14 protein-coding genes are annotated in these 14,499 nt (G+C 36.5%); all 14 read right to left on the bottom strand.

Features of this window, described 5'->3' with window-relative positions:
- Positions 1-4: 4 nt before the first annotated feature.
- The 14 genes from AC3EA5_RS05225 to AC3EA5_RS05160 all read right to left on the bottom strand — a co-directional run bounded on the left by AC3EA5_RS05225 (position 5) and on the right by AC3EA5_RS05160 (position 14,491).
- A complete protein-coding gene (locus AC3EA5_RS05225) occupies positions 5-736 on the bottom strand; it encodes a glycerophosphodiester phosphodiesterase (protein ID WP_488607354.1) in 732 nt (243 codons plus the stop codon).
- Positions 729-2,300 (bottom strand): flagellar assembly protein A, encoded by a 1,572-nt coding sequence (locus tag AC3EA5_RS05220; RefSeq protein ID WP_488607353.1) that lies wholly within the window; start codon positions 2,298-2,300, stop codon positions 729-731. Before AC3EA5_RS05220 ends, AC3EA5_RS05225 begins: the two co-directional genes overlap by 8 nt.
- 197 nt (positions 2,301-2,497) lie before the next feature.
- The gene (gene spo0A, locus AC3EA5_RS05215) at positions 2,498-3,292 is read right to left on the bottom strand and encodes a sporulation transcription factor Spo0A (RefSeq protein ID WP_394187805.1); all 795 of its coding nucleotides are present in this window, start codon (positions 3,290-3,292) and stop codon (positions 2,498-2,500) included.
- 280 nt (positions 3,293-3,572) lie between these two features.
- Positions 3,573-4,526: a SpoIVB peptidase S55 domain-containing protein gene (locus AC3EA5_RS05210; protein WP_394187803.1), complete on the bottom strand. Its 954-nt coding sequence runs from the start codon at positions 4,524-4,526 to the stop codon at positions 3,573-3,575.
- 116 nt (positions 4,527-4,642) lie between these two features.
- Positions 4,643-6,334, bottom strand: a complete 1,692-nt coding sequence (gene recN, locus AC3EA5_RS05205) for a DNA repair protein RecN (RefSeq protein WP_488607352.1) — start codon at positions 6,332-6,334, stop codon at positions 4,643-4,645.
- A gap of 15 nt (positions 6,335-6,349) precedes the next feature.
- The gene (gene ahrC / locus AC3EA5_RS05200) at positions 6,350-6,799 is read right to left on the bottom strand and encodes a transcriptional regulator AhrC/ArgR (RefSeq protein WP_394187800.1); all 450 of its coding nucleotides are present in this window, start codon (positions 6,797-6,799) and stop codon (positions 6,350-6,352) included.
- Between the two features lie 502 nt (positions 6,800-7,301).
- Positions 7,302-8,120, bottom strand: coding sequence for a TlyA family RNA methyltransferase (locus AC3EA5_RS05195; protein WP_488607351.1), 819 nt, complete (start codon positions 8,118-8,120; stop codon positions 7,302-7,304).
- Complete coding sequence (gene dxs, locus AC3EA5_RS05190; protein ID WP_488607350.1) at positions 8,117-10,021, bottom strand: 1-deoxy-D-xylulose-5-phosphate synthase; 1,905 nt, start codon at positions 10,019-10,021, stop codon at positions 8,117-8,119. Before dxs ends, AC3EA5_RS05195 begins: the two co-directional genes overlap by 4 nt.
- 92 nt (positions 10,022-10,113) lie before the next feature.
- Complete coding sequence (locus AC3EA5_RS05185; protein WP_488607349.1) at positions 10,114-10,998, bottom strand: polyprenyl synthetase family protein; 885 nt, start codon at positions 10,996-10,998, stop codon at positions 10,114-10,116.
- Positions 10,995-11,237 (bottom strand): exodeoxyribonuclease VII small subunit, encoded by a 243-nt coding sequence (locus AC3EA5_RS05180; RefSeq protein ID WP_394187793.1) that lies wholly within the window; start codon positions 11,235-11,237, stop codon positions 10,995-10,997. The genes AC3EA5_RS05185 and AC3EA5_RS05180 overlap by 4 nt, the downstream gene beginning before the upstream one ends.
- A 2-nt stretch (positions 11,238-11,239) precedes the next feature.
- On the bottom strand, positions 11,240-12,592 hold the full coding sequence (xseA, locus tag AC3EA5_RS05175) for an exodeoxyribonuclease VII large subunit (protein WP_488607348.1): 1,353 nt from the start codon (positions 12,590-12,592) through the stop codon (positions 11,240-11,242).
- A gap of 89 nt (positions 12,593-12,681) precedes the next feature.
- The gene (folD, locus tag AC3EA5_RS05170; protein ID WP_488607347.1) at positions 12,682-13,542 is read right to left on the bottom strand and encodes a bifunctional methylenetetrahydrofolate dehydrogenase/methenyltetrahydrofolate cyclohydrolase FolD; all 861 of its coding nucleotides are present in this window, start codon (positions 13,540-13,542) and stop codon (positions 12,682-12,684) included.
- A 23-nt stretch (positions 13,543-13,565) separates the two neighbouring features.
- Complete coding sequence (gene nusB, locus AC3EA5_RS05165; RefSeq protein WP_394187788.1) at positions 13,566-13,946, bottom strand: transcription antitermination factor NusB; 381 nt, start codon at positions 13,944-13,946, stop codon at positions 13,566-13,568.
- Between the two features lie 137 nt (positions 13,947-14,083).
- On the bottom strand, positions 14,084-14,491 hold the full coding sequence (locus tag AC3EA5_RS05160) for an Asp23/Gls24 family envelope stress response protein (protein WP_394187786.1): 408 nt from the start codon (positions 14,489-14,491) through the stop codon (positions 14,084-14,086).
- Positions 14,492-14,499 lie beyond the last annotated feature (8 nt).

Here is a 14,499-nt window from a genome sequence, read left to right as displayed (position 1 = left end):
GTCATTATGACATTGAGATTCCTTTTTGTTTCTTTAAAACAACATCTGGGTAATCAGTTATCCACCCAGCAACAACTGGATGAGGATTGATGATAAAAGATTCTTTTCCATCTATTCCATAAAATCGTACTTTCTTTAAAGATTGCTCCGCTAAGTCTAAATTTTCTTTTTTATAGTATCGCTTATGCACATGGATAGCATCTGCGGCTGCTAGAAACGAAAGTTGCTGCCAATTTAATTTTTTTGTCCCTATGAAAGCAGTTTCAAGGGAATGATTTATTTTTTTAATTCGTTCCAAAACTTCATAATGAAAAGATGAGAAATGAATATCAATTCCTTCGAATGAACGAGCGAATATCAAATATGCACTATCATTTGCCGTCAAAAAAGATTCTTTTAGTTCCACGTTTAATTTCAACGAATTGCGGATAGCAAATTGTAGCACTTCTTCGAACGTCATTACATGCTCACCGTTAAACTTTCGCCAAAACCTTCTTTTACCTAACTTGATTTTTTGAGCTTCTTCTAATAACAAATCAGAAACTTTTTTCGGGTTTCCAGCCAATCGCCAAAAATCAATATCATGTGTAACGATTGGTACCTCATCTTTTGTTAATTGAAGATCTATTTCAAGACCATCTGCACCCATTTCTTTCGCTTTCACAAAAGCAGTAAAGGAATTTTCAAGAGCATAAGCAGATGCACCTCGATGAGCGTAAATTGGCAATCTAGACATTTAATACACCATTTTCTATTTTAAATACACCTGATGTTACATGATTGAGTGATTTCGTTTTTGAACCAACTTGAATATGTGTTCCTGCATGTGCTTCTTTTGTAACTCTGATCTCACATTCGTCCGGTGTTCGTAACGTAACCAAAATTTGTTGAATTTCCTTATCTAATTGTGAAGAAAGTTTCTGTTTCTCTTCTAATAACCGCTTAGATTCTTCATAAACCCCGATTTGTTGCGGAGACATTTTCCCTAACATTAACTGAAGTTGAGTAACTTTTTTCTCGAATGAATAAATTTCTTCTTGAATCTCTCTCAACTCAACCGCTTTAATTTTCACTTCATTTTGGAGGGCTTGCCGGTTAATACCATGTACGATTAAATCGGTTTTTCTTTCTAAATGATTTCCGGAATAAGCAGTGGTTATCACATTTATAGCTTCTGTCCGACCACCAATAATTTTCCCTTTTAATTCATTCACGAAGACATTATTCGCTCGAATGGTTGATCCTAAAGCATAATAGCCTATATGGATGTCTTTGTTTGCGGAAAGAATACTCTCATTTGAATGTTTGACAAAGATTGAACCACCAGCCTCAACCAGCGACTCTCCTTTGCCAAAAATGCCGCCACGAATATAAATGTCACCATGAACAGACTGAATATGTTTCGCATGAAAAACGCCATCAGAACTTTCAATGGAAATATCACCAGATGCAATCACAGAAAATCCACTAATGACGGTTCCAGTGATGCTTATGGAGCCATCAAATTTCAAATTTCCCGTTTCAACACCCACGTCCCCGTTTATCGGAAGGTGCTTATGAACCATAATTTTACCATCTTGAATATCTAATACCCCATTCATTTGTGCACGCAAAACACTTTTCCCTAATTCTTCAATCTCGTATACAGATTTAGAATCATATTTTAAGTTAAGGTCCTTCCCTTTTACTGCAGGAATCGTATCCCCTTTAATATTCGTACCCGGGACGCCTTCTTGTGCTTCAAGCTTTTCTCCTAACCAGTCATCTTTATTGATTTCGAGAATGAAATTCATATCAAAGTAATCTGCTTTACCTTCTTCATCAATAATTGGTTTTCTCTCAGGTCTTTCAAGGTACTTAATTTTAGCATCCGACCCTTTTTGTGGAGGAGTTCCTTTTGCGATCGTATAAGGTTTACTCGTTTTCATTTCCTTCAAAATAATATCTTGAATTCCATGAATAATCCCGTTTTCTCTCAATAGCAAATTGACTCGTCTATTAAGATTCGTTTCATACTCATCATAATATTCAATGGTTTCATGAACAATGATATGTGCAGACATCAAATCATTTGTATATTCTAATTCAATCGACGGTAAAAATAAGCCGACTTCAAAATCCTCTAGTTCTTCACTAATTAAAGCTTTCTTAAGTTCTATAAAGTTCGGAATTTTAATCCGTGGGTTTCTATGTAATATTTTTTCAAATTCCTTTAATGGGTATCCAGGTTTATGAATTGTTATCATCACTTTACCTTCGACCTCATTTAATGAAATGAATTTATTTTCTTCCAGTAACAAGATGTTTCTCCACCCTTCTCACCTTTCCATTATAATCATAAATTCACGATTTGTTGATAAAAATCTGAAGATTTTCTACAAATAGATTTTTATCATAATTCACACATTCATGGATATTAGTAAATTATTGCAAGGAAAAAGGGCCACCTCTTAGTCATTTATGACTTAAGAGAAAGCCCCATCAGTATTTTATATTTTTAGCTTGCCATATGCTCCAAACGAATTTTGTCTGCGATCATGGCAATGAACTCAGAATTTGTTGGTTTGCTCTTTAAGTGATGAACTGTATAACCGAATGTTTTCGATATAGATTCGTAATTCCCACGATTCCACGCCACTTCAATTGCATGACGAATTGCTCGTTCTACTCGAGAAGCAGTCGTATTAAACTTCGTTCCAATTTCTGGATAAAGCACTTTTGTAATAGAGCCTAGTAATTCGATGTCTTCATACACCATATGAATAGCTTCTCTTAAATAAGCGTAACCTTTAATATGTGCAGGAACACCAATTTCTTTAATGACAGCTGTAATAGTTGTATCAATCATTTTTTGATTAACTTTTTGTTGTGGAAGTCCTTGTAAAATACCTGCCGAACTTTGTTTGTTTTCTTGACGATGGCCAGATACCTGAAGAATTTGGTTTACTAAACGATCAAATTCAAATGGTTTCAACATGAAATACGACGCGCCTAAATCCACCGCTTGTTTCATAACATCTTCTTGACCGAAAGCTGTTAACATGATTACTTGTATTGAAGCTAGTTGTTCATTATTTTGCATCGTTTCTAACACAGCTATACCATCTAAGTGAGGCATGATTATGTCTAATAGTAAAACGTCTGGAGCCTCATTTTCAATCATATTCAAACAAATTTTACCGTTTGCAGCCGTACCAATCACTTCGATTTGAGGATGATTCCCAAGATACGACTCCAGTGTTTTTACTAATTCCTTGTTATCATCTGCAATTGCGACTTTAATTTTCTCCATCTCAATTTCCCCCTTGAATAGCTTTAGCGTACATGGTTGTTTGTTTTCGCCACATTCTCCCAATTCCACACATGTCAGTTTCGACAATTAATAGTCAATTCCTTTATTAATTATAAAAATAAGTCTTTAGTTCGAATATTCAGTCAAGTTTCGACGTTTGTCAATCTTTTCTATGCTTTTGTCGAATTATCGTTATGCTTATTGTATCAAACTACAAAAAAAAGACCACACTTATTTAAGTGTGGTTAAATCTATGCATTATTTCAATTTTATGCGAAGGTTAAGGATGTTTTTTTATCATTTCTCTAATTGTAATTGCAGCACCTTTTGTGGGATTATCAACAACCATATGTGTAATGGCACCAGCAAATTTATTGTTTTGGATAATCGGGCTACCACTCATTCCTTGCAGAATGCCACCCGTTTTTTTAATTAATCGTTCATCCGTAATGTGAAACTGGAAAGTTGTATCTTCTACATTAATTATTTCAATGACGTAAGTTTCAACCTTTTTCCCATTTAATGTGGTTAATATTTCTGCTTTACCTTCTTTAATCTCATTTACATGAAGCGTTGGAATTGCTTGTCCATTTTGCAAGTTCTTATCCAGTAAATTACCGAATATCCCATAAACCGTGTTTGCATTCACAATTCCGGCATTCTCACGAATGGAAATTTGTTTAGCAATTTTGTACCCTGGACGACCAGGTACACTTTTATGAATACTCGCTATTTCAGAAAGAAAAATACTCCCTCCTAAGAATGGAGGAATTTTTTCAATTTGTTGATCAACGATTTGATGTCCTAATGCACCATATTCACTCGTATTAGGGTCAACATACGTTAATGTTCCAATACCTTCCGTATGGTCTCGCATAAACGGTAATAACTCACTCAATTGATGCTTAGACACGGTAATTAGATGTTGTTTATTAGCTCGATTAAATGATACTTTTACTTCGTTTGTATTTATTTTTGATGAAATCTTCTTCCAGTCTTTTGTTGTTTCAACGGTTTCGTCACCGACTTTTAAAACTTGATCTCCACTTTTAAACCATATTTCGTCTTCAATTAACACATCATGTACAAAGGTAACTCTTTCTAATTTCAGTTGCACACCAATCGATTGTCCCATCGGAATTAACTCATCCGAATTTGCTAATGAATGAATCGGCATTGACATGAAGCAGATTGCCGCTAAAGCAATAATTCGCTTACCTAGATTCCATCGCATACTTCACCTCCATTCATCAAGATGTACTTACTATGTGTCTTCACAAAGTAGTTATGAAAGGTAATTTTTTCGAAAAAAAGCACTTTGCTTTAACAGCAAGTGCTTTTCGGTATACATTATTTATTTATTTTTTTTCGCTCTTCAGCTGTGGATAAAAGCTCCGTTGCATGATCTAAAGTTCGAGCCGTAATTTCTGCCCCAGACATCATACGACTAAGTTCATGAACTCGCTCTTTACCGGATACTTCAGTTAAAGTTGTCGTAGTTCGTTCATCCAGAACTTCTTTCGCAATCAAAAGCTGTTGATCGGCCATTGCGGCAACTTGTGGTAAATGAGTAATACATAATACTTGTGATGAATTTGAAATGCTGGAAATTTTCTCAGCAATAGCTTGTGCAACTCGACCACTAACTCCAGTATCAACTTCATCAAAAATAATCGAAGTAATACCTTGGTGTTTTGAAAAAATACTCTTTAATGCGAGCATCATTCTTGAAAGTTCACCACCTGAAGCAATTTTTGATAAAGGTTTTTCTGGTTCACCAACATTTGTCGACATATAAAATGAAAGTGAATCTTTTCCATCTTTATCAAATTCATTTTGTGAAGAAAACTTCACGTGAAATGTTGCTTTTTCCATATATAATTCTCGAAGTTGAGTTAGTATGGACTGGCTTAATTCAACTGCAGCTGATTTTCTTAATTTAGTTAATTTGCTTGCTTTAGTTTCCAATTCCGATTCAATTTTCGTTAACTCTGCTTGACGCATTTGAACGCGCTCATCACGGTTAATAAGTTCGTCGAGTTCCAAACCAATTTTTTCTCGGTACACAAGAATATCTTCAATTGATGAACCGTATTTCCGCTTCATTGATTGGATCGTAGCTAAACGATCTTCAATTTCGTTTAATCTGCCCTCATCGAATTCCATTTCATCCAAAATTCCTTTTAAATAATATGCGGATTCTTGTAAAGAATAAAATGTAGAAGAAATTATCTCGGAAGGTTCCTTAAATTGTTCGTCGTAAGATGCCACATCCGTCAATTCGCTCATAGCTTGTCCAACCCAGTCTAACCCTCTAGATTCATTGTTAATGGCTTCGTATGCCTTTGAAATTTTCTCAAAAGTTCTGTGATAATTTTGATGTTTTTTTCTCTCATCCGTTAAAGTTTCTTCTTCGCCTTCGTTTAATTGAACCGCATCAATTTCCCGAATCTGATATTCGTACAAATCAATTTTTTGGGCAATTTGTTGCTCATTATCATTTATACTAGTAAGCTCTTTTTTTAATTTTTTATACGCATTATATGTATTCTGATATTTCTCTTTTTGAATCATTAAATCTTTTCCTGCAAATTGATCCAACAAGGTAATATGTAGACGATCATCCATTAATTCTTGACTCTCATGTTGACCATGAATATCGATTAAAGATCCACCAATTTCTCTCAATATAGCAATAGTTACTAAACGTCCATTGACACGACATACACTTTTTCCATGATCATTAATGTCTCTTCTCAAAATAATCGTATCTTCATCAGGCTCAATGCCAAATTCAATCAGTTTGTTAAAAACAGGGTGCTTCTCATCTTGAATGAAAAAAAGACCTTCTAACTCAGCTTTTTTAGCCCCATGTCGAATAAATTCCTGAGATCCTCGCCCACCTGCTAACAAATGGACTGCATCGATAATAATGGATTTCCCTGCGCCAGTCTCACCAGTTAATACAGTTAAGCCGTCAGTAAAACTAACCGATACTTCTTCAATAATCGCAAAGTTTTTAATCGATAATTCCTTCAGCATGATATCCCACCTCGTTTATAACATTTCCAACAATCTAGTCTTTATAATATCTCGTTCTGTTACGTCACGACAAATAATAAGACATGTATCGTCTCCACAAATAGTTCCTAAAATTTCACGCCAATCTAAGTGGTCAATTAAAGAACCAATTGCGTGAGCATTACCAGGTAACGTTTTCATCACCAAAAAGTGACTTGCCCCATCAATACTTACGAAAGCATCTGTTAAAGCTCGGTGAAGCTTTTGCATAGGATTAAACCGTTGATCTGCAGGTAAACTATATTTATAACGACCATCTTGCAATGGTACTTTTACTAAATGTAGTTCTTTAATATCTCTTGAAACCGTTGCTTGCGTTACGTTGTAGCCAGCATTTTTTAGAATATCAACCAAGTCATCTTGCGTTTCAATTTCATGATTTGCAATTATATCTCTGATCCGAATATGACGTTGTCCTTTGTTCATTGAAAGTCACTCCTAATATGAATGAATAAATATACTTAATATCTCATATCGTACCACCAACGAATAAGACTAACAAGAAAAACACGTCCCATGTGAGGACGTGTTTAGACAGTAAATAAATAAATGTTGATTTCCATTACGACGGACGCTTTCCGCGGGAGCCAACAGGAAGTTGGTTTCAAAGACGTTGCCACACGACGTGGCGTTTTTAGTCTTTGCTACTTCCTCAAGGTCTTCAGTTCTTGCTGATTCCACTGGAAAGATTAGAACCATGGCTCTAATCTTTGCGACGAAGCTAGCGCAGTGATGCAACGCCTTTTCATGTTTCGAAGCTAGCATAGCGATGCAACTCTTTTCCATGTTTCGAAGCTAGTGAAGCGATGCAGAAACAGAAACAGGAGCAGATGTTTTACGCCGCCTTCGACAATTGAAAAGAAATCGGTTTTCTAATGCTATTATTCTTTTGTGTATAGTCTTAAACACTTCCTATGCGAGGACGTGTTTAAGTTAATTGTTTATGTGCTTCTTGGACTAACGATTTTAATTGATCGTAGGTATAAACAGGTTCTTCTGATTCTGTAGCGATCAAATGAAATAAAAATTCAATATTTCCTTCTCCTCCAGTTATAGGAGAGAACGAAGCATTTTGAAGAGTGAAACCTTCATTTTGAGCGAATTGAGCAATCTTTTCTAACACAGAGTAATGGACTTTCGGGTCACGAACGACGCCTTTTTTGCCTACATTATCTTTGCCAGCTTCAAATTGTGGTTTGACTAATGCAATGACACTACTTCCTGGAACAAGCAATGTTTTTAATACAGGAAGAATCAGTTTAAGAGAGATAAATGAAACATCAATTGTAGCAAATTCAGGCATGCCTTTCGTTAAATCAGCCGGTGTGACATAACGAAAATTAGTACGTTCCATTACTGTCACACGTTCATCTTGACGAATTTTCCAAGCTAGCTGATTATATCCAACGTCAAGCGCATAACAATGTTTAGCCCCATTTTGTAAGGCACAGTCCGTAAACCCACCCGTTGAAGCCCCTATATCTAACATTAATTTATCTGTTACATCCAAATCAAAAATTTCAAGGGCTTTTTCGAGCTTTAAGCCCCCTCTGCTTACATACTTCAATGTATTTCCTTTTACCTGGAGAGGCGTATCAATTGGAATTTTTTCTCCTGGTTTTTCGAGACGGTTTTCATTTGAAAAGACTGTCCCAGCCATAATAGCTCGCTTTGCTTTTTCACGCGTTTCACTTAATCCGCGTTCTACTAACAAAACGTCCACTCGTTCTTTCGCAATTTTACTCATAGCACATGTGTACCTGTCTGACGTTTTTCTTTAATAACATCCTCTATTCTTACGACTAACTCATCAGAGGTTAAGTGAATTTCATCTAATAATTCTTCAACACTTCCGTGCTCAATAAAATGATCAGGTATACCCATTCTACTAACCGTAGTCTGTGAATATTGATGATCACTTAAGAATTCGATAACACTACTACCAAACCCACCTTGAAGAACAGCTTCTTCAACTGTGAAAATTGGAAGCTTGCGCTTAACAATTTCATGCAACATGGATTCGTCTAGCGGTTTGATAAATCGAGCATTCACAACTTCAGCTTGAATACCGAGAATTGACAATCGCTCAGCTGCTTCTAACGCAAGAGGAATGGTTGTCCCAAATGTTAAAATAACTGCATCACTTCCAGGTCGTAGCACTTCCCAAGTTCCAATTGGAATCGTTTGCAATTGCTCATCCATCGGGACGCCAAGTCCATTTCCACGAGGATAACGAAGAGCAATAGGACCATCATTATATTCAATTGCTGTCTTCACCATATGTTGACCTTCATTTTCGTCTTTCGGCATCATGATCACCATATTCGGTAAATGTCTTAAGAAAGCAATGTCGAAAACGCCTTGATGCGTTTCCCCATCTGCCCCAACTAAACCAGAACGATCTATCCCGATAAAAACATTTAAGTTTTGGCGACAAATATCATGAACGACTTGATCATAGGCACGTTGTAAAAATGTCGAATAAATCGCTAGGAAAGGTTTCATACCTTGCGTTGCTAACCCAGCCGCCATTGTTGTGGCATGTTGTTCTGCAATACCAACATCAAACATTCGAGTTGGAAATTCACTCGCAAAGCCTTCTAATTTAGATCCTACCGGCATTGCAGGTGTAATTGCTACAATGCGTTCATCTTCTCGCGCAAGTTTACGAACGGTTTCAGCCACTAGACCACTCCAAGAAGGTGCCGTTGATGAAGACTTAACAAATGCGCCAGTCTCCATTTTATATGGACCTGTACCATGCCAAGTACCGATTTTGTCTTCTTCTGCAGGGCTAAAGCCTTTCCCTTTTTTCGTCAGAACATGAACAAGCACAGGACCTTTCATCTTCTTCGCGTTTTGTAAGGTATCTTGTAAATCTTGATAGTTATGGCCGTCAATTGGTCCTAAGTAGGTAAAGCCAAGCTCTTCAAAGAAAATACCTGACACCAATAAATACTTCAGGCTATCTTTTACACGCTCAGCAGTAGAAGCAAGTTTTCCACCTACTGCTGGGATTTTCTTCAACAAATATTCTAAATCATCTTTAACTTTGTTATATTTACCGGCTGTTCGTAATTTCCCTAAAACAGTATGCAATGCTCCTACATTGGGTGCAATAGACATTTCATTGTCATTTAAAATGACAATCATATCCGTTTTTTCATGCCCAATATGATTCAAAGCTTCCAAGGCCATCCCACCGGTAAGTGCGCCATCACCGATAATTGGTATCACATAATTTTTATCTTTTTTAATATCACGCGCTGCAGCCATACCCATAGCAGCGGAAAGTGACGTGGAACTGTGACCAGTTTCCCAAACGTCATGTTCACTTTCGATGCGCTTCGGAAATCCACAAAGGCCTTTAAATTGGCGTAATGTATCGAATTGATTGCCACGTCCAGTCAAAATTTTATGCACATAAGCTTGGTGCCCAACATCCCAAATGAATTTATCTTCTGGGCTATTAAATGCGCGATGTAAGGCAACTGTAAGTTCGACTACACCAAGATTTGGTCCGATGTGCCCACCAGTTACAGAAAGTTTTTCAATTAAAAACGCACGAATATCATCACTTAATTCTAAAAGTTGTTCGTGTGATAAATCTTTTATAAAAGATGGATTAGTTATTGTATTTAAATCCATATCCATCACTCACCTTTTCCCAGTTATCTGTATTTTTTATTTAATTTCATTATAACAATGTAAAGGAATTGTACAAACAATACCTCACTATGTTAATTGCTTCGATTAATGATATAAGCAGCTAATTCGTCTAATATACCTGATTCTTCATTAATTGATCGTAGGCTAGAAAGGGCTTGATTAATATGCCATTCCTTTTTATCTTTCGCACCTTGTAAGGTTAACAAGGCAGGATATGTATTTTTATCACTCGCCACATCTTTCCCTGCCGTTTTACCCAGGGTTTCTGAAGTTCCTTCTATATCAAGAATGTCATCTTGAATTTGAAAAGCAATGCCTATATGACTGGCGTAATTTTTTAGTGCCTCGACCTTATCACCTGTAGCATTTGCCAAAATTGCTCCTGCATAAATACTGAATTCTAACAATGCACCCGTTTTGTTTTTATGAATAAATTCAAGTTCAGTAACACTTATTTTTTTTCGTTCACTTTCCATGTCAAGTACTTGACCACCAACCATTCCTTCTGCACCAGATGCTTCACTAAAGGCTTGAATTAAATCTAGTTTAGACTCGGAAGTCAAGTTAGGTAAGCGAGCAATCACGCCAAAAGAATACGTTAGAAGTGCATCACCAGCTAGGATGGCTAATGCTTCACCGTACACTTTATGATTCGTTAATTTTCCGCGGCGATAATCATCATTATCCATACTTGGTAGGTCATCATGAATCAATGAATACGTATGAATCATTTCAATCGCAGCACCAATAGTATATGCATCTTTATGTTGTTCATTTAAAAAATCTAACACAGCCAAAAGAAAAAGAGGTCGAATCCGCTTTCCTCCAGCTAACACAGAATACAACATGGATTCTTTTAATGGTTGCGGAGCAGAAATGGATTGAATTTGAAATTCAAGCTCTCTTTCAATTAAGGGTAAATGGGCATTCATAAAATGATTGAGGTTCGTATTCATTCAGTTTTTCCTTCTTTATCAGATTGATTAAAAGGTGTTTTTTCTCCATTCTCATCCATAATCGAAATTAATTGTTTCTCCGCATTTTGTAATTTATCGTGGCAGACTGAAGATAGTTCCATTCCTTTTTTATAAAGCGAAATAGCATCTTCTAGGGGTACATCACCTTGTTCTAATTGACGTACAATATCCTCAAGTTCTTGAATTGCTTGATCGAAAGAAACTGCTTTTTTTGTCATTTTCATTCTCCTTCTACTTTTTCAGAAATAGATGTAATGGTAGCTTGAATTTGCCCATCTTGTAAAGACACTTCGATCGTCTCGTCTACTTTCACTTCATGAATTGATTTCACGACTTGCTGATTTTGATAAGCAATACTATATCCTCTACTCATAATCGTTAATGGATTTAAAGCTTCAAGTGTTCTAACTGTACTGACAAAAGACTTTTCTTTTTCTTGGAAAGTACTCTTAGTCGCCATTTGAAGTCTACTTCGCAAGTTTTGTACGTTTTTTTGCAATGGTAAAATCATTCGATTTGGATTTTGCAGTTGCAAACGCATCGTTTTCTGAGTAAACAAATCTGTTTTATTCACCAAAATTGTTTTTCTATTTTTCTCTAGTTGTTCCTGTAATCTTGTCAACCTTTCAATAAAAGGTCGATAAAGCCGCTCCGGATAAGCAAGAGGATAAGATGATGCTACTCGATTTAACCTTTTTCTTTCCTGAGTGATCAATGTGGTTGTTAACTGAACTAATTGATTGGAAAGTCTTACTGTTTGTTGTAATAATTCAATTTGACTTGGCACTGCTAATTCAGCAGCAGCCGTTGGAGTTGGCGCTCGAAGATCGGATACGTAATCAGCAATGGTTGTATCTGTCTCATGACCAACTGCACTGATGATCGGGATAGTACTATCAGCGATCGCACGTGCAACAACTTCTTCATTGAAAGCCCATAAATCCTCAATAGAGCCGCCGCCACGCCCAACAATCAACACATCTAACCCATGATTTTGATGTGCTGCATGAATTGACTTTACAATACTTGGAGCTGCTCCAGCACCTTGAACTAAAGCGGGAAATATGAGAACTTCAGCTAGAGGATACCGACGATTTAAAGTCGTTACAATATCTCGTATTGCAGCACCAGTCGTTGCCGTAATGACACCAATCTTGCTAGGGAAAGATGGGATGACTTTTTTTCTTGATGGATGAAAAAGTCCTTCTTGATCGAGCTTTTTCTTGAGTTGTTCGTAGGCAATAAATAACTCGCCAATCCCATCTGGTTGCATATGTTGTGTATAGAGCTGATATTGACCAGAATTTTCATAGACATTAATATCACCTTGAATCAAAACATTCATGCCATTTTCAGGCTTAAATTTCATTGAACGAGCTTGAGCTGCAAACATAACTGCCGGCATCCTAGACTGTTCATCTTTGAGTGTGAAATAAATATGACCACTTGTATGAATTTTAACATTTGAAAGCTCACCTTTTACATATACATTTCGCATATGGGGATCGGCATCAAATTTACGTTTTATGTATTTAGTTAAGGCTTTAACCGTTAAATAAGAAATAGAAGACACGAAATCATAGCTCCTTAAAAAGAAGAAATAGAAAAGCTGTCTTTCTATAAGAAAAACAGCTTCTTTTACCTATTTTACCTGTAATAAACTCATTTGTCTTGACGTAACTTATTTTCTGCTGATTGAATGGTGTTTTCCATCAACATCGTGATCGTCATTGGACCAACTCCACCAGGTACTGGTGTAATAAATGATGCTTTTTGTGAAACGGAAGCAAAATCAACATCACCACACAACTTATTGTTTTCATCACGGTTCATTCCTACGTCAATTACAATAGCTCCATCTTTAATGTGTTCAGCTTGAATTAACTTAGCAATTCCAACTGCCACAACTAAAATGTCTGCTTGACGAGTAATAGAACCTAAATCTGGAGTTTTTGAATGAGCATAGGTAACGGTCGCATCTTTCTGTAAAAGTAGTTGACCCATTGGTTTTCCTACAATATTACTTCGACCTACGACCACAGCATGTTTTCCTGCGATTTCTATCCCACTATGTTCTAATAACTTCATTACACCAAATGGCGTACATGGTAAAAATGTTTCTTGTCCTAAAAGCATTTTCCCCACGTTATTAGGATGAAAGCCATCAACATCTTTATCCGGTGAGATGGCAGATAAAATTAGTGATTCATCAAAATGTTTAGGAAGAGGCAATTGCACAAGGATTCCATGAATAGACTCATCCGTGTTTAAATCATGTATAGTTGCCATTAATTCTTCTTGACTTAAAGAGGATGTAAACGAAAGTAGACGCGAGTGCATGCCTAATGATTCGCATGTTTTTTGTTTATTGGTAACATAGGTTTTTGAAGCAGCATTATCTCCTACCAGTACAACAGCTAGACCTGGAACGACCCCTTGCTTTTTCAAATCTTCAATACGTGTTTGTAAATTATTGCGTATGACTTTTCCTATTTCATTTCCATTAATCAAGACACTCGACATGTTGGCCCCCTAATATAAATCGCTTAAGAATCTGCGTATTTTGAAAGAACTCCATTAACAAATTTACTAGACTTTTCGTCACCAAACGTTTTGCAAAGTTCAATCGCTTCGTTCATGATTACTTTTGCTGGTGCGTCTTTCATGAACAATAACTCATATACCGCTAATCTTAAAACGGTACGTTCAATTTTAGGCAATCGGCTTAATGACCAGTTTTCTAAATGACTAACTAATGATTCATCAATTTGTGTTAAGTGCTCAGTCGTTCCAACTACTAATTGTTCGTAGAACGAGTCAGAGTTACCGTCCAAAACATGACTTTTTGCATCTTCTACAGTTAGACCAGTGTTTTCAAGTTGAAACAAAGTTTGCAACGCTTTTTCACGGGCTTCTCTTCTTTTCATGTATGTGTTCTCCTTTTATCCTGCTTTAAGTATCCGAACACATCATAGCATATTTCGTACTTACAAAACATACTCAACATGATTTTCGAAAGTTCAGAAAAAAGCATCACTCACAATGAAGGAGTGATGCTTTAGCATTATTCTATAGTTGATTCTTTTTGATGTTCAAATTGAACACCCGTGATATGAACATTTACTTCTTTTGTTTCAAGTGAAGTCATATTGAAAATCGCTTGACGGACTTGATTTTGAACTTCTTTTGCTACAGTTGGGATAGCAGCTCCGTATTGAACAACACAGTAAATTTCAACAAATAAACCTTGATCTGTTAATTCGGTTTTGATCCCTTTACCATGCACCTTTTTGCCAAGTCTTTCAACGACACCTGACGCAAAGCTTCCACGCGTACCAGCTACTCCTTCAACATCAGTGGTAGCAATACCTGCTATTACTTCTAACACTTCTGGTGCTACTTCTATTTTACCTAGTTCTTCTTTACCCGATGGTGTCATTTGAACATAAGCGGAAGTTGTTTTTTCGACCATTTTAATCC

The sequence above is a fragment of the Paenisporosarcina sp. genome (genome assembly GCF_057785155.1).
The sequence above is the reverse complement of the archived record's forward strand: the minus strand, read 5'-3'. Positions and strand labels throughout refer to the sequence as shown.

Coding starts and splice junctions, on each gene's coding strand:
- AC3EA5_RS05225 (WP_488607354.1), bottom strand. CDS start 736: ATGTCTAGATTGCCAATTTACGCTCATCGAGGTGCATCTGCTTATGCT.
- spo0A (WP_394187805.1), bottom strand. CDS start 3,292: ATGGAGAAAATTAAAGTCGCAATTGCAGATGATAACAAGGAATTAGTA.
- AC3EA5_RS05210 (WP_394187803.1), bottom strand. CDS start 4,526: ATGCGATGGAATCTAGGTAAGCGAATTATTGCTTTAGCGGCAATCTGC.
- recN (WP_488607352.1), bottom strand. CDS start 6,334: ATGCTGAAGGAATTATCGATTAAAAACTTTGCGATTATTGAAGAAGTA.
- ahrC (WP_394187800.1), bottom strand. CDS start 6,799: ATGAACAAAGGACAACGTCATATTCGGATCAGAGATATAATTGCAAAT.
- AC3EA5_RS05195 (WP_488607351.1), bottom strand. CDS start 8,120: ATGAGTAAAATTGCGAAAGAACGAGTGGACGTTTTGTTAGTAGAACGC.
- dxs (WP_488607350.1), bottom strand. CDS start 10,021: ATGGATTTAAATACAATAACTAATCCATCTTTTATAAAAGATTTATCA.
- AC3EA5_RS05185 (WP_488607349.1), bottom strand. CDS start 10,998: ATGAATACGAACCTCAATCATTTTATGAATGCCCATTTACCCTTAATT.
- AC3EA5_RS05180 (WP_394187793.1), bottom strand. CDS start 11,237: ATGACAAAAAAAGCAGTTTCTTTCGATCAAGCAATTCAAGAACTTGAG.
- folD (WP_488607347.1), bottom strand. CDS start 13,542: ATGTCGAGTGTCTTGATTAATGGAAATGAAATAGGAAAAGTCATACGC.
- nusB (WP_394187788.1), bottom strand. CDS start 13,946: ATGAAAAGAAGAGAAGCCCGTGAAAAAGCGTTGCAAACTTTGTTTCAA.
- AC3EA5_RS05160 (WP_394187786.1), bottom strand. CDS start 14,491: ATGGTCGAAAAAACAACTTCCGCTTATGTTCAAATGACACCATCGGGT.